The organism is Aquabacterium fontiphilum (assembly GCF_009909205.1).
GTDB lineage: Bacteria > Pseudomonadota > Gammaproteobacteria > Burkholderiales > Burkholderiaceae_C > Aquabacterium > Aquabacterium fontiphilum.
The window spans coordinates 64020-85003 of record NZ_JAAAPN010000006.1; the positions used below are offsets into that span (position 1 = coordinate 64020).

Here is a 20984-nt window from a genome sequence, read left to right on the forward strand (position 1 = left end):
GCTCGAACGCAAGGACGTTCAGGCAGGCATCACATGCCCATGCCGCCCATGCCGCCCATGCCACCCATGTCGGGCATGCCACCGGCAGGCGCGTCGTCCTTCGGTGCGTCGGAGACGGTGCACTCGGTGGTCAGCATCAGCGAAGCCACGGAAGCAGCGTTCTGCAGCGCGGTGCGGGTCACCTTGGTCGGATCCAGGATGCCCATTTCGATCATGTCACCGTAGGTGTCGTTGGCAGCGTTGAAGCCGTAGTTGCCCTTGCCTTCCAGCACCTTGTTGATCACGACCGAAGGCTCGCCACCGGCGTTGCCCACGATTTCGCGCAGGGGGGCTTCGATGGCCTTCAGCACCAGTTGCACACCAGCTTGCTGGTCGGCGTTGTCGCCCTTGATCTCGCCAGCGTTCTGCTTGGCGCGCAGCAGGGCCACGCCACCGCCAGGCACCACGCCTTCTTCCACTGCAGCGCGGGTGGCGTGCAGGGCGTCTTCCACGCGGGCCTTCTTTTCCTTCATCTCGACTTCGGTGGCAGCACCGACCTTGATGACGGCCACACCGCCGGCCAGCTTGGCCACGCGCTCTTGCATCTTTTCACGATCGTAGTCGCTGGTGGCTTCTTCGATCTGGATGCGGATTTGCTTGACGCGGGCTTCGATGTCGGCAGCGGCACCAGCACCGTCGATGATGGTGGTGTTTTCCTTGCCCACTTCCACGCGCTTGGCTTGGCCCAGGTCGGCCAGGGTCACCTTCTCGAGCGACAGGCCCACTTCTTCAGCGATGACCTTGCCGCCGGTCAGGATGGCGATGTCTTCCAGCATGGCCTTGCGGCGGTCGCCGAAGCCAGGGGCCTTGACGGCCACGACCTTCAGGATGCCACGGATGGTGTTGACCACCAGGGTGGCCAGGGCTTCGCCTTCGACTTCTTCAGCAATGATCAGCAGCGGGCGGCCCGACTTGGCCACTTGCTCCAGCGTGGGCAGCAGGTCGCGGATGTTGCTGATTTTCTTGTCGTACAGCAGGACAAACGGGTTGTCCAGCAGTGCGGCTTGCTTCTCAGGGTTGTTGATGAAGTAGGGCGACAGGTAGCCGCGGTCGAACTGCATGCCCTCGACGACTTCGAGCTCGTTGTTCAGCGACTTGCCGTCTTCAACGGTGATGACGCCTTCCTTGCCAACCTTGTCCATGGCTTCGGCGATGATGCCGCCGACGTCCGCGTCGCTGTTGGCCGAGATGGTGCCAACCTGGGCGATTTCCTTGGAGGTCGTGGTGGGCTTGCTGATCTTCTTCAGTTCAGCGATCAAAGCGGCGACAGCCTTGTCGATGCCGCGCTTCAGATCCATGGGGTTCATGCCGGCTGCCACGTACTTCATGCCTTCACGCACGATGGCCTGGGCCAGCACGGTGGCCGTGGTGGTGCCGTCACCGGCGTTGTCCGAGGTCTTGGAAGCGACTTCCTTGACCATCTGGGCGCCCATGTTCTGGAGCTTGTCCTTCAGTTCGATTTCCTTGGCCACGGACACACCGTCCTTGGTCACGGTGGGGCCGCCGAACGAGCGCTCGAGCACCACGTTGCGGCCCTTGGGGCCCAGGGTCACCTTGACGGCGTTGGCCAGGATGTTCACGCCTTCAACCATGCGCGCACGGGCTTCGCCGCCGAACACGACGTCTTTTGCTGCCATGTCAATTCTCCGAAATCAATGAATGGGGGGTGTCAGGTAAGCAGGATCAGCGTGCGCGGATCACTTCTGGACAACGGCGAAGAGGTCTTCTTCGCGCATCACCAGCAGCTCTTCGCCATCGACCTTGACGGTCTGGCCCGAGTACTTGCCGAACAACACGCGGTCACCTACCTGAACGTTCAGGGCCACGAAGTCGCCTTTGTCGTTGCGCTTGCCAGGACCGACGGCCAGCACTTCGCCTTGGTCAGGCTTCTCGGTGGCGGCATCGGGCAGGACGATGCCCGAAGCGGTCTTGGTTTCTTGTTCCAGGCGCTTGACGATCACGCGATCGTGCAGGGGACGCAGTTTCATGACTTCTCCTGTCTCTTGAGACATCGGGTTGGTGAACGAACGACGCGAGCCTGGCTCGCGTCCGAAAGCTGCCGACCATGTCTGCCACGATGCAAAAAACAACCGTTAGCACTCATGGTCGGCGAGTGCTAACAGATTATAGGGACGAGGAAACAAGTTTCAAGGCCCCGGCCGCGTTTTCACGACGCGCCTCACATTGGGCAGTTTGCGCAAGGCCCGGGCGCTCTGGCGCGCCGACTGCGTTGCCTCTTGTGCCAGCCAGGCGTCGGCCGCCGTGGTGGCGGGGTCCGAAGCGTCCAGTGCAGCCGGATCCAGCAGGGCCCGTGCCACGGCCACGTCGTTGTGTCGGCCCAATGCGTCTTGGGCAGCGTGCACCGCGCGCAGGTACGTGGCCATGCGCTTGCCGCCGAACATCGGCTGAACCAGCTCCATCAGATAGCGTAGGCGCTTGAGCCGCTTGCGCACCCGATGCTGCCGCTCGACCGGCAGCTTCTGGAACCGGCGCGCATTCCGGCTCACCTCGGCATGCAATTTCTTGATGCGGCGCTTGATCAACCGCCGGGGCCTTGCTTGGCCGGCGGCAAGCGCTTCAACCGGCGCCACGCTGTAGAGCATCAGCTCGGTCAAGGCGCGCTGAAGCCTGGGCTCGGCCGCCACCGTCGCACTGTCCGGCGCCGCGTCACCACTTCGCCACCGAACTGGCCCGATGCCGGCCCGGTTCAGCGTGGGTTCGAGTTGGGCGATCACCGTCTGGCGGTCCCTCACCGCCCCCAGCGCGCGGAACGCCGCTGCCAGCGCCGGCTCATGGCGCCCCAGATCGCTACCCGCCTCAAGACGGCTCAACTCCCTCAGCGCCGTCCGCAGGCGGCGCAGCGCCACGCGCATCTGGTGGATGTGCTCGGGCTCCAGGCTGCCCTGGGCGACAGCGCTGGCATTGGGGAGCACGTGTGCCAGGCAGTCGCGCAGCACGGCTTTCAGCAAGGCAGGGCCGCCCAAGCCCGGCGTGACGGTGGACGCCCGAGCGACAACCGGATTGCCGTACTTCCGCTTCATCTCACATCCCTTCTCCTGGGGCAGACCCCAAACCGACGCGGCCATGACGCCGCCCATGTCGCGGACGATGCCTCCGTGTCGCTGACGTTTACGTCATGGAAATCTCACATAGGTCATACTGCTACCGTCGTTCACCGATGCTGCCCAGGAGACACCGCCCATGAGCCAATACAAGAGCCAGGCACCGCACGCCATCGTGCCCCGCGAAAAACTGGATTTTTCGCTCGACGAAAACACCCCACGCTGGTGGTATGGCGGCGATGCCTTCAAGACCCGTTTGTTCGATGGCATGCAGGCCGCCTTTCCTGATGGCGAGCGCTATTTCATCACCAGTGTGCGCGCCTTTCGGCATCTGATCACCGACCGCAAGCTCGGCGAGGACGTCAAGAACTTCATCCGCCAGGAAGGCCAGCACGGCATTGCCCACACCCATTACAACGACCTGCTGCGCAAGCAGGGGCTGGATGTGGACCACATCATCACCGAGGCCAAGGCGCTGTTCGACAACTACACGCGCAAGTACTCGGCCAAGTACAACCTGGCGCTCACTGCGGCCTTTGAGCACTTCACCGCGATGATGGCGCAGATGCTGTTCGAGTCGAAGGACGTGATGGCCCCAGCGGATGCCAATGTGCGCGCCATGTGGGCTTGGCATGCCATCGAGGAGATGGAGCACAAGGCCGTGGCCTACGACGTGATGATGGACGTGGCCAAGGTGGGCTACGTGATGCGCTGCGCGGCCATGACGCATGCGCTGTACAAGGTCGTGGTCGACAGCATGCGCCTGACCAACCTGCTGCTCAAGGGCGACAAGTTCTCGTTCGGCAAGCGGATGTGGATGTGCGTCAAGGGCGCGTGGTGGCTGTATGGGCCAGGTGGTCTGTTTGCGCGCAACACGTTGAAGCTGCTGGACTACTACCGGCCGGGCTTCCACCCCTGGCAACACCAGGTCATCCACAGCTACCCGGTGTGGATCAAGACTTTCGAGTCGACGGGCGACCCCATGCAGGCGGGCGACGCATTGTTCCAAGCCGCACGCTGACGCACCCCTGAGCAGTTCGTCACGCGCCAACCCCTGACGCAACAAGGCCGGGGCGGCCCTGACTTGCGCCCGTGCGATCCGCCCACGATGATGGGCGGGAAAAGGGTGCTGCGTCATGGCCGTCTCGGTCTTCGATTTGTTCAAGGTGGGCATCGGCCCGTCCAGTTCCCACACCGTGGGCCCGATGCGGGCTGCGCGTCTGTTCGCCCTGAAGCTGCGCGACACTGGCATCCTTGATCAGGTCGCGCGGCTTCGCTGCACCCTATACGGTTCCCTGGGCGCCACCGGCCGAGGCCACGGCAGCGACAAGGCCGTGTTGCTGGGCTGGATGGGGCATGAACCCGACACCGTGCCGGTGGACGAGATCGAAACGTGGATCACGGCCGTGCGCGACACGGGGCGGTTGACGCTGCTGGGCCAGCACGCGGTGCCTTTTGAGAAGGGCGAGACATTGCGCTTTCTGGGCCGCGAGCGCCTGCCCTTTCACCCCAATGGCCTGCGCTGCGAGGCCTGGGATGCCGATGGTGCCTTGCTGGCCGAAGGCACCTACTACTCGGTGGGCGGCGGCTTCGTGCTCAGCCAGGCGGCGGCCGACGACGCCGGGCGTCAGGCCACGATCGCGCCAGACCCATCCGTGTTGCCCTTGCCCTTCCACAGCGGGGCCGAACTGCTGGCACAGACGCGCGCGCATGGCATCGGCATTGCTGAGGTCATGCGGCGCAATGAGCAGCATTGGCGCAGCGATGAGGCGACACACGCCGGCCTGCTGCACATCTGGCAGGTGATGCAGGACTGCGTGGCGCGCGGCTGCGCGCAAGAAGGCACCTTGCCTGGCGGCTTTCGCGTGGCCCGACGCGCACCCGGGCTCTATCGCAAGCTGCAAGCCGACAGCGCACCGGCCGACCCGTTGCACGTGATGGACTGGGTCAATCTGTTTGCGTTGGCCGTCAATGAAGAGAACGCCGCTGGCGGCCGCGTGGTCACGGCCCCCACCAATGGCGCGGCCGGCATCATTCCCGCCGTGCTGCACTACTACCGCCGCTTCGTGCCCTCGGCCACGGACGACGGCGTCGTCGACTTTCTGCTCACCGCCGGCGCCATCGGTCTGCTCTACAAAGAGAACGCCTCGATCTCGGGGGCCGAGGTGGGCTGTCAGGGCGAGGTGGGCGTGGCCTGCTCGATGGCGGCAGCCGGGCTGTGCGCCGTGCTGGGCGGCACCCCGGCCCAGATCGAGAACGCCGCCGAGATCGGCATGGAACACCACCTGGGCCTGACCTGCGACCCGGTGGGCGGGCTGGTGCAGATCCCCTGCATCGAGCGCAATGCGGTGGCGGCGGTCAAGGCCATCAACGCGGCCCGCCTGGCGCTGCATGGCAATGGCGAGCACCGTGTCAGCCTGGACAAGGTCATCCAGACCATGCGCGAGACCGGCGCCGACATGAAAGACAAATACAAGGAAACCGCTCGGGGTGGACTGGCGGTAAATATCATTGCGTGCTGACCCGGGGCGTTGCTAGCATCCGCCCACATTCATTCAATCGGGAGCATGCACATGCACAAGATCGCCCTTTATTCCTCCCTCGCGCTGAGCCTCGGCGCGCTGTCTCCCGCCTTTGCGGCCACCCCTGTGGCGTCCGGCTCGGCCACCCTCGTGTTGGGCGGTGACGCGCTGGATGCCGTGTCGATCGGCATGCTGACGGGCGTGGCCAGAGGCAGCGAGCTGCGTGCGACGTACGACGCAGATGGCGGCTTCTATTCCGCCATCGACTGGACCATCCCGGCCAGCACAGCCGCATGGGTGGCCACAGCGGGCGCCCCCGCGTTGCAGCAGGTGTCCTTCACCGGCGATCTGGCCGTCACGGCCCCCTTCCTGCGGGGCGTCTCGACCGGCGGCTCCGTCACCATCAGCGACCTGGCTGTCGATTTCGACCTGCGGCGCGTCAGTGCCATGGTGTCGGGCGACAACGATCTGACGACGGGTCGGGTCGACCTGTTCACCTGGTTCGAGCCCGAAACCCGATCGGTGACGGTCACGCCCTACAACCGCTTCCTGTGCTGCGAGGGCACACCGCCCAATGCCGAACGCGCCAGCTTCAGCTACCTGATCTCCGACCTGCGGTTGACGCTCGATGGCCAGGACGCCCTGGCGCAAGGGCTGGGTCTGACGGCCGAAGGTCGCGGCTTCCTACAGATCGTGCGTGAGCCGTTCGGCTCACTCGCCGTCAACGTCACGCTGGAAGGCGACCTCGGCCAGTTCACCACCCCCGTGCCTGAGCCCTCGACCTGGGCGCTGATGGGCGTGGGCCTGCTGGCGATGGCTGGCGTGGCGCGTCGCCGCAAGACGGCCTGAAGCGGCCACCGAACGAGCGTTCTCATCGTCGCACGATCGCCCAGATCGTGCGCATGATGAGCCCGATGTCCTTGCCCAGGGACGCCTCGTCCACATACTGCGCCGCCAGGCGCAGCTTGTGGGGCAGCACCTCGTCGATGTAGGCCCGCTCGGGGTCGGCCGCGCGGGCCAGCACGGCGGCTTCGTCGCGGTAGGTGATCGAGGCCAGGTCCGTGATCCCCGGGCGCACCGACAACACCTTGTCGCGCAAGTCCGCCGGGTAGGCGGCCACATAGCGCGGCACCTCGGGGCGTGGGCCCACCAGGCTCATCACGCCGCGCCACACATCGATCAGCTGCGGCAGCTCGTCGAGCTTGCTTGCCCGCAAGAAGGCACCCACGCGCGTGATGCGCGCATCCGCACCCACGGTGATCTGCAGGCCCGTACCGCTCGGGTCATGACGCATGGTGCGGAACTTGTGGATGCGAAACAACCGCCCGTGGCGCCCCACCCGCTCCTGACGAAAAAAAACCGGCCCGGGTGAATCGAGCTTGATGGCCAGGGCAATCAGCAGCAGCACCGGCGAGAGCACTGCCAGCCCCAGGCTGGCCATGACCCAGTCGAACGCGCGCTTGCTCACCAGAAGGCCCGGCTCAGCGCCCGAAGGCTGCATGCACGGCGGCCACCACGCGGTCGACATCGGCCTCGCCCATGCGGGTATACAGCGGCAGGCTGACCATGCGCTCGTACGCGTGCTGGCTGTGCGGGAACTGCTCGGGCTTCAGCGCGTAATGGTCGCGCCAGTAGGGATGCAGGTGCAGGGGGATGTAGTGCACGCTCACGCCGATGCCCGCCTGGAACAGGTGTTCGATCAGCTGGTCGCGCGTGATGGCCGCATCGTCGGTCAGGCGGATCACATACAGGTGCCAGGCATGCAGGTCGCCGGCGTGCACCGGCCGCGGCGGCAGGATCAAGGGCAGGTCGGCCAGGGCCGCGTCATACCGCTGCGCCAGGCGCTCGCGCTGCTGCTGGAAGCCATCGATGCGCTGCAACTGGTGCAGGCCGAGCGCCGCCGCAATGTCGGTCAGGTTGTACTTGAAGCCCGGCGCCACAATCTCGTAGTACCAGCTCGGCACCTTGGCCGTGAAGCGGTCGAAGGCATCGCGGTTGATGCCGTGCAGGCGCATGACCTTGGCCCGCGCGGCCAGCTCGGCGTTGCGCGTGACCAGCATGCCGCCTTCGCCCGTGGTCATGGTCTTGTTGGCGTAGAAGCTGAAGACGATGGCGTCGCTGTCGTGCAGGCCGATCAACTTGCCGCGCCAGGTGGTGGGCAGCGCGTGCGCCGCGTCTTCAACCACCTTGACGCCATGCCGGTGCGCGATGGCCTGCACCGCATCCATGTCGACCGCCAGCCCGGCATAGTGCACGGGCATGATGGCCTTGGTCCTGGGCGTGATGGCCGCTTCGAGCTGCGCCAGATCGATGTTGAGCGTGGCCGGGTCGATGTCGACCAGCTTGACGTCGGCGCCCAGGTAGCGCACCACCTCGGCCGTGGCCGTGAACGTGTGGGTGGTGGTGATGACCTCGTCGCCGGGGCCGATGCCCAGCGCCTCGAGCGCCAGGTGCAGGCCTGCGGTGGCCGAGTTGACGGCGATGCAATGCAGGCCACCCGCATCGGCTTGCCCCTGGCTCAGGTAGGCCGAGAAGGCCTCTTCGAACTTGCGTGCCTTGGGGCCGGTTGTGACCCAGCCGGATCGCAGCGTGTCGACGACTTCAGCGATCTCTTCCTCGCCGATCTCCGGCAAGGCAAAGGGCAGAAAGGGTTGTGCGGGTTCGGAGCGCATGGCGTCAATCGAGCAGATAAATACGAAAAAGGCCTTCGCGGTCAGCGGGTCAGGCGCCCGAAAGCCGGATCGGGCGGCCGGCGGCGCAGCACATCCCACCAACCGCGCAGCGAGCCCAGACCATAGCCGAAGTGGTAGGCGCCGATCACATCGGGCAGGTGCCACAGCAGGTCGCGCCCGCGCTGGCGTGCAATCGTCACGCTGACTGCACAGACGGCGGCGCCATAGACGGTGACCAGTGCCAGCAGTGCGACCGCGCCCCCGTAAGCTGCCCACAGCGCCAGCCCATAGCCCGCCTCGCCGCGGCCCGGCGACCAGTGGCCGGTGGTTGTGCCCCACAGCAAGGCCGCCACGGCCGTCAGCAACACGGCCAGGCAGACACCCAAGGCCCCGACAAACGCCCCCGGGATGAGATGGCGCAAGGCCGCCGGCTGACCATGCTTGCGCATCACGAAAGGCTTCCAGTAGCCATATTGCCGATACTGGCGGAACACATCGCCGATGCTGGCGCGCGGAAAGTAGGTCGAGCGGATGCGCGCCGATTGCCAGATGCGGCCACCGCCCTGATGGATGCGCAGGTTGTGCTCGTCGTCCTGATTGCGCACCAGTTGCTCATCGAAGCCACCGAAGCGCGCAAACGTCTCGCGAGGCCAGGCGCCGAGGTAGACCGTGTCCACCGGCCCCTCGTAGGCCAGGTCGCGGGAGCGCGCCCCGCCGGCCACCCACCGCGACTGGAACGCCGCCGCCACGGCGCGTTGCACCACCGCACCACGCCCCTCCTGACCGCCCGCGTGCCATGGCCCACCGACGTTGTCCGCACCCGTCCGCTGCCAGGCAGCCAGGCATTCGGCCACATAGTCGGGTGCATACACCGTGTGCACGTCCATGCGCACGATGAACTCACCGCGCGCCTCGGCGATGCAGCGGTTGAGCCCGGTGGACACGATGCGGCCCGGGTTGTCGATCATCCGGAAGCGCGGATCCTGCTCGCACCAGGCCGACAGACGCTCGCGCGTGCCGTCGTCACTGAGGCCATCGGCCACCAGCACCTCCAGCGACCAACCTTCAGGCAACTGCTGCAGCGCGGCGCTCTGACAGAAAGGCACGATGTGCTCGCGCTCGTTGCGACACGGCACGATGACCGTGACAAGCGATGTGGCGGTCATGGGCTCAGCGCTCGACAGGACGGCGGCGCGCCACACGCGGCACCGTGGGGTGCAGCAGCCTGTCATACAGCCGCCACATGGTGTCCATCTGCCCTTTGCGAGACGCGTCACGCTCGATGCGTGCGCGATTGGCCTCGCCCATGAGCCTGGCCTGATCGGGTTGATCATGGGCCGCGACCAGCGCCTGCGTGATGGCCTCGGCATCGCGCGGCGGCACCAGCCAGCCGCCTGCGCCTGGCGCAATCCATTGCCGGTTGGCTGGCAGGTCGCTGGCGATGATGGGCAGGCCGCAGGCCATGGACTCGAGCACCGACACCGAGGTGGCATCGCTCGTGGGCACCGACACCGACACACGGCTGCGCTGGATGGCGCGCACCATCTCGGCATCGCCCACGCGTCCCACGAAGCGCACCTGCTGCAGCAGGCGCAGGTCCTGCACACGCTGTTCGAGCTGCGCACGCTGTGGGCCGCCACCCAGCAGCAGCAGGCGCGCATGCGCGTGCGGGCGCAGGCTGATGAAACGCGCAAACGCCTCGATCAGCACATCGATGTTGTAGTTGGGCTCCCAACTGCGCAGGCTGACAACATCAAAGTCTTCGCCAGGCTCGCCCGGGACGAATACGTCGGTGTCAGCACCCCAGAGCACCTGGTGACACGGCGCCTGCGGATGGTAGCGGGCGATCTCGTCGAGCATGTCCATCGAGTCGGCCGTGATGAGATCGGCATGGTGCAACGACCAGGCCACCACCGCGCGCATGAAGCGGCTCTCGCGCGGTGTGACCAGGATGTCGCTGCCCCAGGCCGTGAGCACCTTGGGGCACGGCAGCCCGCACATCGTGGCCCACAGCCCATACGAGGTGACATAGTGACCGTGGACCAGCGTGGGGCGGAAACGCGCCGCCAGTTCGCGCGCGCGACGCCGCACCTCGGGCAGCGCCAGAAACCAACTGGCCTTGTCGGCGCCTGGGCGGATGGCCAGCACCTCCTCGGCGCCTGGCACCTCACCCGGTTGGCGGGTGATGACCGCGCAGCGGGCGCCGCGCTCGGCCATGGCTGCCACCCAGCGGCGTGTGTGCACACTGGCCGCATCGGCGAAGAACAGGATGCGCGGCGGTTGGCTCATCGGGCTGCCTCGCTGGGGGGGCGGGAAGCGGCGGCCAACGCACGGTTCAGGTTGCCGTGCCCCGCCCACTCGGCATACAGCCGTTGCAACTCGGGGCGCTGGGCGAGAACCGGGCCGTCCACCTCACGGGTGTCGCCCAGCACCTCGGCAGGGCGACCGGGCGCCTGCGGCCCCACGATGGCGAAATCAGGCACCTCGCCACGCACAAAGCTGTAGGCCTGCACGACCACCCCCCGGCCCAGGCGCGCGCCCGGCGCGATCACGCTGTGCGGCCCGATGAAGCTGTAGGCCCCGATGTGTGTGGCGCGGCGCACATAGCCCGCCGGCTGAGGGTCGCGCACGTACTGGCGGCCCATCACCCGCACAGCCCCGTGGCTGGAATGGCTGAGCACGCACACATGGCTGGTGATCTGCACACCTTCTTCCACCACCAGGCCATTGGAGCCATCGAGCCGACTGAAGTGGCCCACGAACACGTGATCGCCGAGCACCAGCCCCGCGCCGCCTTCCAGACAGGTATGGGAGCTGACACGGGTGTGCGGGCACCAACTGCCATCGGCGTTGCGCCAGCCATAGAGCATGCGCGGCCCCGTCCAGATGGACAAGACGCGGGCGGCGGGGCGGATCAGAAAACGGCGCAGAAGGCTCATGGGCGGCAGCGATGAAGCCGACATTGTCAGGGCAAGCAGGGCGGGTTGCGTACTGCGGGCGAGCCCTCCCCCCCAAAATCGGGTTGCAAATGGCTCAGCCGGCGCGCCACAGCGCACGCCAGGGCAACCCGGCGTGCTTGAGGAACAGCCCGCAGGCCACGACGATGGCCAGCGTGTAGCCCGCCGTGCTGGCCGCGGCGGCGCCCACCGCCCCGCCTGCCGGGATCATGAGCAGCCCGCCGGCCACGCTGATGGCCAATGACAAACCCGCCACTGCGGCCGACAGATGAGGCCGGCCCAGGTGGTTGGTGTAATAGGCCGAGAAGGCTGAGGCCGCTGCATAGGCTGCCACCCCCGGCAGCAACACCAGCAGTGGCGCGACCGATGCCGCATAGGCCTCTCCCAGCGCCCAGGGCACGCCCCAGTGCGCCAGCGCGCCCAGCACGGGCGCCGCAGCCAGTGTGGCCAACACATTGAAGCGCACGGCCCGCAAGGTCATCTCGGCGGCCTGTTGGCTGTCCGGGTGGCCAATGCGGGCATAGGACGACATGGTCACCGCCGACGACACCAGCCACAGCAACTCGGCCACCGTCACGGCCACCGAGTAGGTGCCCACGCGTTCCAGTCCGTGGAAACGCTCGACCAGAAAAAGCGACGCCCGGTAGTTGAGCAGGCTCACCACATTGGTCGCGCCGATGGTGAGCACGAAGCGCCAGTCGTTGTACCACCTGGGCCGCTCATCCTCGAAGCGCTGCAAGCGGGTGTCCTGCAGACCAGTGGCCACGGCATCGTCACGCTGGCTGGCGTGGCGCAAGGCCCAGAAGGCCGTCAGCACAGCCACCAGCGATTTGCCGCTCACCCAGGCGATCAGCACCAGCAGGATGGTGGGCGCGCTGCGCTGAGTGCCCTCCACCAGCCACATGGCGCCGCCCAGCCCGGCCAGCACCAAGGCCGGCGCCCCGACCTGCGCGATGTTGATGGGCAGCATGCGCCCCTGCCCCAACCACAGGCCCGTGGCGGTCGGCACCAGCAACAGGAAGGGCGTGGCCAACGCCAGCAGCCACAACAGGCTGTAAGGCGTCACATCGGCCACCCATGACCAGGCCAGCAGGCCCAGCGAGGCCAGCAGGCCCAGCCCAACCGCCGCGCGCAGCACACCCAGCAACATGGGTCGCGCGCGGGCCAATGGCGCATCGGCCTGGCGTGACATTTGCCGCGCCAGCCACAGCCCCAGACCGGAAAACAGCGTCAGCAGCGCCGATTCAACCGCCATGAACAGCGCAAACGCGCCCTGCACCCGGGGCCCCTGGCGGGCCACGACCACGGTGATGGCCAGGCCGAGCCCGACGATCAGGAGCTTGGCGAGCAGGTTGCCGACGGCGGACCGCGGCACGGACAAGGAAGCGGGCATGTCCACCATTGTCGCCCACGGTTTCATACAATCGAGGGTTTGGCCGACCCGAAACCTGTTGCCTTGTCATGACATCTTCACACACCCCTGCGACGCACGACGCCACCCAAGACCCGGTGGTGGACACCAACAAACTGGTGGCTGAGCGCCGCGAGAAACTGGCCGCCATCCGGGCCCAGGGTGTGGCTTTCCCGAACGACTTCAAACCGGCCGACCGCGCGCACAACCTGCACGCCGCGCACGACGGCACCGAGCCCGAGGCGCTCGAAGCCCAGGGCGTCAAGGTCAGCGTGGGCGGCCGTCTGATGCTCAAGCGTGTGATGGGCAAGGCCTGTTTCGGCACCCTGCAAGATGCCACGGGCCGCATCCAGGTCTACGTCACGCTGGACAACGTCGGCGCCGACACCCTGCAGGCCTTCAAGCACTGGGACCTGGGCGACATCCTGGGCGCAGAAGGCACGCTGTTCAAGACCAAGACGGGCGAGCTGTCGATCAAGTGCACCCACATCCGCCTGCTGACCAAGGCCCTGCGTCCGCTGCCCGACAAGTTTCACGGCATGACGGACCAGGAGCAGAAGTACCGCCAGCGCTATGTCGACCTGATCGTCGATGAGCACTCGCGTTCGCGCTTCATCGCCCGCAGCAAGGCGATTGCCTCCATCCGCGCTTTCATGGTCGACAACGGCTTCCTCGAAGTCGAGACGCCCATGATGCACCCCATCCCCGGCGGCGCCAACGCCAAGCCCTTCATCACGCATCACAACGCGTTGGATCAGGAGATGTTCCTGCGCATCGCGCCTGAGCTTTACCTGAAGCGCCTGGTGGTTGGTGGCTTCGAGCGCGTGTTCGAGATCAACCGCAACTTCCGCAATGAAGGCGTGTCTGTCCGACACAACCCCGAGTTCACGATGATGGAGTTCTACGCAGCGTGGTGGAACCACCGCGACCTGATGGACTTCACCGAATCCATCCTGCGCCACGCGGCCATTGCCGCAGTGGGCACCGCCAGGCTCACCTACGGCGGCAAGGAAGTCGACCTCGAGTCGCCCTTCCAGCGCCTGACTGTGCGCGAATCGCTGATCCAGGTGGCCGGCCTGACACCCGAAGAGGCCGATGACGCGGCCTTGCTGCACGACAAGCTCAAGCACCTGGGCGAAGAGCCGCCCGCACGCTGGAGCCTGGCCGAGTTGCAGTTCGCCATGTTCGAAGCCGCCGTGGAAGAAAAGCTCTGGCAGCCCACCTTCATCATCGACTACCCGGTCGAGGTGTCGCCGCTGGCCCGCGCATCCGACAGCAACCCCAGCATCACAGAACGCTTCGAGCTGTTTATCACCGGCCGCGAATACGGCAACGGCTTCAGCGAGCTGAACGACCCCGAAGAACAGGCCGCGCGCTTCCAGGCCCAGGCCGACGCGAAGGATGCCGGCGACGAAGAAGCGATGTACTTCGATGCTGACTACATCCGCGCGCTGGAGTACGGCCTGCCCCCCACGGGCGGCTGCGGCATCGGCATCGACCGCCTGATGATGCTGCTGACCGATGCGCCCAACATCCGCGACGTGATCCTGTTCCCGGCATTGCGCCGCGAGGCCTGATCCGGGGCCAGCCCGCATCGTCGCCCGAACGCCCCCGCCCCAGGGGGTGTTCCCCACTCAGGGGGAGACGGCTGAAAAGACTTGCGCCGCACAATCGCGCCCGTCCCAACTCCGTAATGGCCGCGGCGCACGCGGCCAGGATCACACGCCCCGCGCGGCGCATCAGCCAGCCCGGAACTGCACGCGGCGGTTGCGCGCGCTGTACGGATCCTGCTTGTCGATCAACGCACGGGGGCCACGGCCCTCCACCACAAACTGGCGCGACGCCAAACGATGCTGCTGCACAAAGTAATCACGCACCGCCCGCGCACGCCGCACCGACAAGTCGTCGTTGTAGCTCAGGCGTCCTTTGGCGTCGGTGTGGCCCTCGACCACCACGCGCACGGTGCCTTCCGTGAGGCGGATGCCTTCGGCCACGGCGTCCAGTTGCTTGCGCGACTGCGGCGTGAGTTCTGCCGAGTCGAATGCGAAGGTGACAGGCACCGACAAGGCGGTCGCGTCTCGCACTTGCGCCACAGACTTGACCTCCAGGGCGGCAAACGGCGAGCCGAGCCCGCCCGAGCGGCCCAGGCCGCGATGCTTCAGGTTCTCCGCGGCACTGCGCGACAGGATCTCAGCCACGTCGGCCGGTGACGGAGCCTCGCCCTCGCGGTATTCCATGACGGCCTGCTGGGCCTGCGTGGACAGCATCACCCCCGCCAGCGACAGGGCCATGAGCGAGCGGGCGAGCAACATGCGCACGTTCTGCATGCGAACAATCCTCATTGAGTTAAGTCGACGTGGGCCGCGCAGCGCGCCGCTTGCGCGCACTGGCGGCAGCCTGCCGCGCACGATGCCACGGACAACGGCCGACCGCCTCCCCCCTGAAGAGGGATGCCGCTCCGGTCGGGGCGATCAAGCACTGGGCTCAGCGGCCCGGATCCAACGGTACAGCGTGCGCTCACTGATGCCCAGCGCAGCCGCCAGCTCGGCGCGACGGCCGGGGTGGCGCAAGGCCTGTTGAACCGCCTCCTCGCGCAAGCGAGCCCGCAAGGGCGCGGGGCTGCCGATGGCAGCGGATGCCGCTGCGCCTTCGTCGTTGTCCATGTCGAGCGCGCGCTGCACTGCGGCGGTGTCGACCACGGTGCCATCCGTCAGCAGCACGGCACGTTCCAGGACGTTGCGCAGGCCCCGCACATTGCCTGGCACGGCCTGGCGGCGCAGCAGTTGCAGCGCACCACGCGACAGGCTCAGGCGGCGATCGGGCGCCAGACGCTGCAGCAGCGCCTCGGCCAACAACGGCACGTCTTCAGCGCGTTCGCGCAGCGAGGGCAGACGGATGGGAAACGTGTTGAGGCGATGAAACAGATCCTCTCGGAAGCGCCCCTCAGCCACCATGCCACGCAAATGGCGGTGGGTCGCCGCCACCACCCGCACATCGGTATGGCGCAACTCGGTGCTGCCCACGCGCCGATAGGTGCCGCTTTCCAGCAGGCGCAGCAGCTTGACCTGCATGCTCAGCGGGATGTCGCCCACCTCGTCCAGGAAGAGGGTGCCGCCGTCGGCCGCTTCGACCAGCCCCTGCTTGGCGTTGGTCGCGCCAGTGAAGGCGCCGCGCTCGTGGCCGAAGACCTCGCTTTCGAACAGTGTTTCGGTCAGGCTGGCGCAGTCGACCACCACCAGAGGGCGAGCCTTGCGCGGGCTGGCCTCGTGCAGCGCGCGCGCCACCAGTTCCTTGCCAGTGCCGGATTCGCCCAGCAGCAAGACGCTCGCAGATGAGCCGGCCACGCGCTGCACCTGCTCGATCAAACGTCGGAACGCGGGGGAGCGCCCGACGAGACCTTGCTCGCTCGGACGGCCGCGAGCCAGGTGAACTTCCTCCATCTTCTCGACGAAGTAGCGCGCCGCGCCGGGACCGGCGCCACGCAACGGCATCAGCTCGATGTTCACATAGGCTTCGCCGCGCGGGGTGTGATGCAGATGCAGCACGCGCTCTTGTTTGCCGGTCTGGCGCGCCATGGCCATGGGGCAACTCTCGCCGGCCTGGTCGCACGGCACGCTGAATCGGTGAGACACCTCATAACAGGTCCGGCCCGTCACGGACGCTTGCGGGCTGAACGCCGCCAGGTAGGCGGCATTGGCCGCCACGATGCGGTAAGACCGGTCGAAGACGATGTGCGGCACGTCTAGCCCATCCAAGTAGGCCACCAGCTCGGTCAAGGTCGGATCCATGGCTCCATTGTCATCCTGCCGCCCGGGTCGGGCAAGACAAGTCTGCCATTTTGGCAGCCAAACTGACATCAGTAGCGACGCCTTCCGAACGGGAAGCTGCTGCAAGCCCTTGATCCGTCACAACTTTTCCGCCATACCCCGGGTGGTACGGAACGTGTAAGGACATCAGCACGGTTGGCGCAGGTTTGTTTGCGCGGGCGGACAAGGAGCACACATGGTTTCGGAACAACTCGTCGATCTGTCGCGGCTGCAGTTTGCCGCTACGGCGATGTACCACTTTCTGTTCGTGCCACTGACCATCGGCATGGTCTGGCTGCTGGTCATCATGGAGAGCGTCTACGTGATGACGGGCAACATCATCTGGAAGGACATGACGCGCTTCTGGGGCAAGCTGTTCGGCATCAATTTCGCCCTGGGCGTGACCACAGGCATCACCATGGAGTTCCAGTTCGGCACGAACTGGGCCTACTACTCGCACTATGTGGGTGACGTCTTCGGCGCCCCGCTGGCCATTGAGGGCCTGATGGCCTTCTTCCTGGAATCGACCTTCATCGGTCTGTTCTTCTTTGGCTGGGACCGGCTCAGCAAGACCCAGCACTTGATGGTGACCGTGCTGATGGCGCTGGGCACCAACCTGTCGGCGCTGTGGATTCTGGTGGCCAACGGCTGGATGCAGAACCCCGTGGGCGCCGAATTCAGCTACCAGACCATGCGCATGGAGATGGTCGACTTCTGGGCTGTGATCTTCAACCCCGATGCCCAGGCCAAGTTCGTGCACACGGTCTCGGCAGGGTATGTGACGGGCGCGATGTTCGTGTTGTCGATCTCGGCGTGGTACCTGCTCAAGGGGCGTGATGTCGAGTTCGCCAAGCGCAGCTTCCGCGTAGCCTCGGCCTTCGGCCTGGCCTCGGTGCTGAGCGTGATCGTGCTGGGCGACGAGTCGGGCTACACCGTGGGCGAAGCCCAGCAAACCAAGATGGCCGCGCTGGAAGCCATGTGGGAGACCGAGCCCGCCCCCGCCGGCCTCAAGCTGGTCGCAGGCATCAACGAGGCCGAGCAGAGAAACGACTGGGAGATCGAGATCCCCTACGTCATGGGCCTGATCGGTACGCGCTCGCTGGACAAACAGATCCCTGGCATCCACGAAATCAAAGCGCGCAACCGCGAGCGCATCGTGCGCGGCATCGTGGCGGTCAACGCGCTGGAGACGCTGCGCAAGACGCCCGATGACACCGTGGCCCAGCAGGTGTTCGAGCAACACAAGGCCGACCTGGGTTTCGGGCTGCTGCTGCGCCAGTACACCACCGACGTGAACAAGGCCACACCCGAGATGATCCAGAAGGCAGTGGACAGCACCATCCCGGCGGTGGCGCCCATGTTCTGGTCTTTCCGGGCGATGGTCGGCTTGGGTTTTTTGATGCTGGCGCTGTTCGCGCTGAGCTTCTGGGCCACGCTCAAGGGGGCCTGCATGCAGCAGCGCTGGCTGCTGAAGTGGGCGCTGTGGATGCTGCCCGCACCCTGGATCGCCTGTGAGCTGGGCTGGTTCGTGGCCGAGTACGGCCGCCAGCCCTGGACCATCTACGGCGTGCTGCCCACGCACATGAGCGTGTCTCACCTGACGGTGGAAAGCATCTACGGTTCGCTGGCTGGTTTCATCGGCTTCTACACCGTGCTCTTGGTGGTCGAGATGTTCCTGATGGTGAAGTTCGCCCGCATGGGCCCGGGCAGTCTGGGCACGGGCCGCTACATGAACGAGCCGACGCACGCCGAACACGCACCGGCCCTGGCCCACTGAGCCCGCCGCACCGATCAAGGAGAAACACATGCTGGACTACCCAACCCTCAAGCTGATCTGGTGGCTGCTCGTGGGCGTGCTGCTGGTGGGCTTTGCCATCATGGACGGCCACGACATGGGCGTGGGCTCGCTGCTGCCCTTCGTGGGCCGCAACGACACCGAACGCCGCGTGGTCATCAACACCGCGGGCCCGCACTGGGATGGCAACCAGGTCTGGTTCATCACCGGGGGCGGGGCCATCTTCGCCGCCTGGCCATTGGTCTACGCCACGGCCTTCAGCGGCTTTTACTGGGCCATGCTGGCCGTGCTGTGGGCGCTGTTCTTCCGGCCCGTGGGCTTTGATTACCGCAGCAAGATCCAACACCCCACCTGGCGCAGCACCTGGGACTGGGGCCTGTTCGTTGGCGGGGCCGTGCCGCCCATCATCTTCGGGGTGGCCTTTGGCAACCTGCTGCAGGGTGTGCCCTTCTCGTTCAACGGGTACCTGATGCCCACCTACACGGGCAGCTTCTGGGCCCTGCTCAACCCCTTCGCTTTGCTGGCCGGCGTGGTCAGCAGCGCCATGATCACGCTGCAAGGCGCCACCTACCTGGCCCACCGCACCGAAGGCATCATCCAGACGCGCACCGTCAAGGCCGGCATCGGCGCGGCCCTGGTGATGGTGATCGGCTTCATCGCCGCAGGCGTGTGGCTGCAGGGCATCGAGGGCTACCGCATCGCCTCGGTGGTGCTGCCCGATGCCTTGCCCGACCCGCTGGCCAAGACCGTGGTGCGCGAGCCCGGCGCCTGGATGGCCAACTACGCCGCCATGCCCGCGCTGTGGCTCCTGCCTGCGCTCGGCGTGGCCGGCGCCTTGCTGGCCGCCGTGCTGCTGCGGGCCCGCGCCACGCTGAGCGCCTTCGTGGCTTCGTCGCTGGCGGTGGTGGGCGTGATCGGCACGGCCGGCGTCAGCATGTTCCCCTTCGTCATGCCGTCGAGCACGCACCTGGCGTCGAGCCTGACGGTGTGGGACAGCGTCTCCAGCCACCTGACCTTGTCGATCATGTTCTGGGCCACGCTGATCTTCATGCCCCTCATCGTGACCTACACAGGCTGGGCCTACCGCGTCATGCGCGGCAAGGTCACCGAGGCCTACATCCGCGAGAACGACCACGCGGCGTACTAAACCCTCCACGACACCCACCGACCTCAAGGAACAACATCATGTGGTACTTCGCCTGGATCCTCGGCGTCGGCTTCGCCGTCCTGCTGGCCATCCTCAACGCCATGTGGGGCGAGCACGAGACCCACCGCCAGCGCGCCCGCAACGGAGAGGACACCGCACCATGAACCCGACCTACGCATTCGCCATCGACCTGCCGCAACCCCTGCCCGCAGCCATCGACACCCTGCGCGCGGCCTTGATGGCCGAGCACATGGGCATCGTCAGCGAAGTGGATGTGCAAGCCACGCTGAAAGCCAAGATGGGCCTGGACACCCACCCGCAGAAGCTGCTGGGCATCTGCAGCCCCAAGATCGCGCACGCGCTGATGAGCGCCGAGCCTGACATCGTGGCCCTGTTGCCTTGTGGCGGCGGCGCTGCCGAGGTGACGCCCGGCCACACCCGCATCGTGCTGCAGGATCCACGCGTGATCGCAAGCCTGTCGATTCACCCCGAAGTGAAGGCGGCCTGCGAGCTGGCTCACGCCACGCTGAACCGGGTGGTGGCGCGCCTGCGACAAATCGCGTCGGCAGACGCACCAGTCTGAATCCAGCCCATGAACCGCCTGCTGAGCACGCTGCAGAAACAGCTGGTCTGGAGCATTCCGGGTGCCATGGTGCTCGGGCTGGCCGTCGGGAAGCTGAGCGATGCCAGCATGCTGCGCTGGGCCATCCTGCCGCTGACCTTTCTGATGGTCTATCCCATGATGGTCACGATGAACCTGCGGGCGCTGGCCGCACCGGGCGGTGCACGGCTGCAAGGCGTGGCCCTGGTCATCAACTTCATGGTGATGCCGGCCGTGGGCTGGGCGGCCGGGGCGCTGTTCTTCGCGAACGACCCTGCAGCGCGCCTGGCGCTGCTGCTGACCGCCCTGCTGCCGACGTCGGGCATGACGATCTCGTGGACGGGCTTTGCAAAAGGCAACGTCCCCGCCGCGGTGAAGATGACCGTGATCGGACTTGTGGCCGGCTCGCTTCTGGCGCCGCTCTATCTGAAGGCGCTGCTGGGCGCGGTGGTGGCCATTCCGGTAACGCAGGTGGCCATGCAGATCGCGCTCGTCGTTTTCCTGCCCATGGCGCTGGGGCACCTGACGCAGCTGCTGCTGATCGCTCGCCATGGCCACGCACGGTTCAACAGCCACCACAAGCTGCTGTTCCCGCCATGGTCCACCCTCGGGGTGTTGGGCATTGTGTGCGTGTCGATGGCGCTCAAGGCCGACGACATCCTGCGGCAACCGGCTGCGCTGGCCCATCTGCTTCTGCCCCTCGCGCTGATCTACGCCATGAACTTCGGTCTCGCCACTCTGGTGGGTCGCGCGCTGTTTGTTCGCGGCGACGCCGTTGCGCTGGTCTACGGCACCGTGATGCGCAACCTCTCCATCGCGCTGGCCATTGCCTTGGGCGTATTTGGAGCACAAGGCGCCGACGCGGCCGTGCTGATCGCGCTGGCCTACATCGTCCAGGTTCAGTCGGCGGCATGGTACGTGCGCTTGACCGATCGGCTGTTTGGCCCTGCCTGACGCCTTCCTGCTCATCCC

Annotated in this window: 20 protein-coding genes; 9 read left to right on the forward strand and 11 right to left on the reverse strand. The window is 66.4% G+C overall.

Features of this window, described 5'->3' with window-relative positions; genetic code table 11:
* Nucleotides 1–29: 29 nt before the first annotated feature.
* The 3 genes from groL to GTZ97_RS08435 all read right to left on the reverse strand — a co-directional run bounded on the left by groL (nucleotide 30) and on the right by GTZ97_RS08435 (nucleotide 3080).
* Nucleotides 30–1676: a chaperonin GroEL gene (gene groL / locus GTZ97_RS08425; RefSeq protein WP_161650145.1), complete on the reverse strand. Its 1647-nt coding sequence runs from the start codon at nucleotides 1674–1676 to the stop codon at nucleotides 30–32.
* Nucleotides 1677–1736: 60 nt separating this feature from the next.
* Nucleotides 1737–2027, reverse strand: coding sequence for a co-chaperone GroES (gene groES / locus GTZ97_RS08430; protein ID WP_161650146.1), 291 nt, complete (start codon nucleotides 2025–2027; stop codon nucleotides 1737–1739).
* Between the two features lie 159 nt (nucleotides 2028–2186).
* Complete coding sequence (locus tag GTZ97_RS08435) at nucleotides 2187–3080, reverse strand: CHAD domain-containing protein (protein WP_161650147.1); 894 nt, start codon at nucleotides 3078–3080, stop codon at nucleotides 2187–2189.
* Nucleotides 3081–3240: 160 nt separating this feature from the next.
* On the opposite strand from GTZ97_RS08435, the gene GTZ97_RS08440 reads away from it, so the two are divergent.
* The 3 genes from GTZ97_RS08440 to GTZ97_RS08450 all read left to right on the forward strand — a co-directional run bounded on the left by GTZ97_RS08440 (nucleotide 3241) and on the right by GTZ97_RS08450 (nucleotide 6472).
* Nucleotides 3241–4122: a metal-dependent hydrolase gene (locus GTZ97_RS08440; protein WP_161650148.1), complete on the forward strand. Its 882-nt coding sequence runs from the start codon at nucleotides 3241–3243 to the stop codon at nucleotides 4120–4122.
* 115 nt (nucleotides 4123–4237) lie between these two features.
* Nucleotides 4238–5623: an L-serine ammonia-lyase gene (locus tag GTZ97_RS08445; protein ID WP_161650149.1), complete on the forward strand. Its 1386-nt coding sequence runs from the start codon at nucleotides 4238–4240 to the stop codon at nucleotides 5621–5623.
* 51 nt (nucleotides 5624–5674) lie between these two features.
* On the forward strand, nucleotides 5675–6472 hold the full coding sequence (locus GTZ97_RS08450; protein ID WP_201748213.1) for a PEP-CTERM sorting domain-containing protein: 798 nt from the start codon (nucleotides 5675–5677) through the stop codon (nucleotides 6470–6472).
* A gap of 22 nt (nucleotides 6473–6494) precedes the next feature.
* Here the strand turns inward: GTZ97_RS08450 and GTZ97_RS08455 are convergent, their stop codons facing one another.
* From GTZ97_RS08455 to GTZ97_RS08480, 6 genes are all read right to left on the reverse strand, one after another.
* Nucleotides 6495–7091, reverse strand: a complete 597-nt coding sequence (locus tag GTZ97_RS08455) for a sugar transferase (RefSeq protein WP_161650320.1) — start codon at nucleotides 7089–7091, stop codon at nucleotides 6495–6497.
* A 13-nt stretch (nucleotides 7092–7104) separates the two neighbouring features.
* Nucleotides 7105–8295, reverse strand: coding sequence for a DegT/DnrJ/EryC1/StrS family aminotransferase (locus tag GTZ97_RS08460; protein ID WP_161650151.1), 1191 nt, complete (start codon nucleotides 8293–8295; stop codon nucleotides 7105–7107).
* A gap of 41 nt (nucleotides 8296–8336) precedes the next feature.
* Nucleotides 8337–9461, reverse strand: coding sequence for a glycosyltransferase family 2 protein (locus GTZ97_RS08465; RefSeq protein WP_161650152.1), 1125 nt, complete (start codon nucleotides 9459–9461; stop codon nucleotides 8337–8339).
* A gap of 4 nt (nucleotides 9462–9465) precedes the next feature.
* Nucleotides 9466–10584, reverse strand: a complete 1119-nt coding sequence (locus GTZ97_RS08470; protein ID WP_161650153.1) for a glycosyltransferase family 4 protein — start codon at nucleotides 10582–10584, stop codon at nucleotides 9466–9468.
* Nucleotides 10581–11234 (reverse strand): acyltransferase, encoded by a 654-nt coding sequence (locus GTZ97_RS08475; RefSeq protein WP_161650154.1) that lies wholly within the window; start codon nucleotides 11232–11234, stop codon nucleotides 10581–10583. The genes GTZ97_RS08470 and GTZ97_RS08475 overlap by 4 nt, the downstream gene beginning before the upstream one ends.
* A 94-nt stretch (nucleotides 11235–11328) precedes the next feature.
* On the reverse strand, nucleotides 11329–12645 hold the full coding sequence (locus GTZ97_RS08480) for a lipopolysaccharide biosynthesis protein (protein ID WP_161650155.1): 1317 nt from the start codon (nucleotides 12643–12645) through the stop codon (nucleotides 11329–11331).
* A gap of 68 nt (nucleotides 12646–12713) precedes the next feature.
* Between GTZ97_RS08480 and lysS the strand changes: the two genes are divergently transcribed.
* Nucleotides 12714–14240 carry a lysine--tRNA ligase gene (gene lysS, locus GTZ97_RS08485; protein ID WP_161650156.1) on the forward strand — a complete coding sequence of 509 codons (1527 nt, stop codon included), beginning with the start codon at nucleotides 12714–12716 and terminating at the stop codon, nucleotides 14238–14240.
* 162 nt (nucleotides 14241–14402) lie between these two features.
* On the opposite strand, the gene GTZ97_RS08490 is transcribed toward lysS, so the two are convergent.
* A complete protein-coding gene (locus GTZ97_RS08490) occupies nucleotides 14403–14990 on the reverse strand; it encodes an OmpA family protein (RefSeq protein ID WP_161650157.1) in 588 nt (195 codons plus the stop codon).
* Between the two features lie 144 nt (nucleotides 14991–15134).
* Complete coding sequence (locus GTZ97_RS08495; protein ID WP_161650158.1) at nucleotides 15135–16451, reverse strand: sigma-54 interaction domain-containing protein; 1317 nt, start codon at nucleotides 16449–16451, stop codon at nucleotides 15135–15137.
* A 214-nt stretch (nucleotides 16452–16665) separates the two neighbouring features.
* Here GTZ97_RS08495 and GTZ97_RS08500 point away from each other — a divergent pair, with 214 nt between their 5' ends.
* Genes GTZ97_RS08500 through GTZ97_RS08520 form a run of 5 tightly spaced genes read left to right on the forward strand, consistent with a single transcriptional unit; the run spans nucleotide 16666 to nucleotide 20966 of the window.
* Nucleotides 16666–18246, forward strand: coding sequence for a cytochrome ubiquinol oxidase subunit I (locus tag GTZ97_RS08500; protein ID WP_161650159.1), 1581 nt, complete (start codon nucleotides 16666–16668; stop codon nucleotides 18244–18246).
* A gap of 28 nt (nucleotides 18247–18274) precedes the next feature.
* Nucleotides 18275–19411, forward strand: coding sequence for a cytochrome d ubiquinol oxidase subunit II (gene cydB, locus GTZ97_RS08505; protein ID WP_161650160.1), 1137 nt, complete (start codon nucleotides 18275–18277; stop codon nucleotides 19409–19411).
* Nucleotides 19412–19449: 38 nt separating this feature from the next.
* Nucleotides 19450–19575, forward strand: a complete 126-nt coding sequence (gene cydX / locus GTZ97_RS08510; protein WP_161650161.1) for a cytochrome bd-I oxidase subunit CydX — start codon at nucleotides 19450–19452, stop codon at nucleotides 19573–19575.
* Nucleotides 19572–19994 (forward strand): DUF302 domain-containing protein, encoded by a 423-nt coding sequence (locus tag GTZ97_RS08515; protein WP_161650162.1) that lies wholly within the window; start codon nucleotides 19572–19574, stop codon nucleotides 19992–19994. Before cydX ends, GTZ97_RS08515 begins: the two co-directional genes overlap by 4 nt.
* Nucleotides 19995–20003: 9 nt before the next feature.
* Nucleotides 20004–20966 carry an arsenic resistance protein gene (locus GTZ97_RS08520; RefSeq protein ID WP_161650163.1) on the forward strand — a complete coding sequence of 321 codons (963 nt, stop codon included), beginning with the start codon at nucleotides 20004–20006 and terminating at the stop codon, nucleotides 20964–20966.
* The last annotated feature ends 18 nt before the right edge of the window (nucleotides 20967–20984 follow it).

Coding starts and splice junctions, on each gene's coding strand:
- GTZ97_RS08480 (WP_161650155.1), bottom strand. CDS start 12,645: ATGCCCGCTTCCTTGTCCGTGCCGCGGTCCGCCGTCGGCAACCTGCTC.
- GTZ97_RS08495 (WP_161650158.1), bottom strand. CDS start 16,451: ATGGATCCGACCTTGACCGAGCTGGTGGCCTACTTGGATGGGCTAGAC.
- GTZ97_RS08445 (WP_161650149.1), top strand. CDS start 4,238: ATGGCCGTCTCGGTCTTCGATTTGTTCAAGGTGGGCATCGGCCCGTCC.
- GTZ97_RS08515 (WP_161650162.1), top strand. CDS start 19,572: ATGAACCCGACCTACGCATTCGCCATCGACCTGCCGCAACCCCTGCCC.
- groES (WP_161650146.1), bottom strand. CDS start 2,027: ATGAAACTGCGTCCCCTGCACGATCGCGTGATCGTCAAGCGCCTGGAA.
- lysS (WP_161650156.1), top strand. CDS start 12,714: ATGACATCTTCACACACCCCTGCGACGCACGACGCCACCCAAGACCCG.
- GTZ97_RS08490 (WP_161650157.1), bottom strand. CDS start 14,990: ATGCAGAACGTGCGCATGTTGCTCGCCCGCTCGCTCATGGCCCTGTCG.
- GTZ97_RS08520 (WP_161650163.1), top strand. CDS start 20,004: ATGAACCGCCTGCTGAGCACGCTGCAGAAACAGCTGGTCTGGAGCATT.
- GTZ97_RS08470 (WP_161650153.1), bottom strand. CDS start 10,584: ATGAGCCAACCGCCGCGCATCCTGTTCTTCGCCGATGCGGCCAGTGTG.
- GTZ97_RS08435 (WP_161650147.1), bottom strand. CDS start 3,080: ATGAAGCGGAAGTACGGCAATCCGGTTGTCGCTCGGGCGTCCACCGTC.
- cydB (WP_161650160.1), top strand. CDS start 18,275: ATGCTGGACTACCCAACCCTCAAGCTGATCTGGTGGCTGCTCGTGGGC.
- GTZ97_RS08465 (WP_161650152.1), bottom strand. CDS start 9,461: ATGACCGCCACATCGCTTGTCACGGTCATCGTGCCGTGTCGCAACGAG.
- GTZ97_RS08440 (WP_161650148.1), top strand. CDS start 3,241: ATGAGCCAATACAAGAGCCAGGCACCGCACGCCATCGTGCCCCGCGAA.
- GTZ97_RS08475 (WP_161650154.1), bottom strand. CDS start 11,234: ATGAGCCTTCTGCGCCGTTTTCTGATCCGCCCCGCCGCCCGCGTCTTG.
- GTZ97_RS08460 (WP_161650151.1), bottom strand. CDS start 8,295: ATGCGCTCCGAACCCGCACAACCCTTTCTGCCCTTTGCCTTGCCGGAG.
- GTZ97_RS08500 (WP_161650159.1), top strand. CDS start 16,666: ATGGTTTCGGAACAACTCGTCGATCTGTCGCGGCTGCAGTTTGCCGCT.
- cydX (WP_161650161.1), top strand. CDS start 19,450: ATGTGGTACTTCGCCTGGATCCTCGGCGTCGGCTTCGCCGTCCTGCTG.
- groL (WP_161650145.1), bottom strand. CDS start 1,676: ATGGCAGCAAAAGACGTCGTGTTCGGCGGCGAAGCCCGTGCGCGCATG.
- GTZ97_RS08450 (WP_201748213.1), top strand. CDS start 5,675: ATGCACAAGATCGCCCTTTATTCCTCCCTCGCGCTGAGCCTCGGCGCG.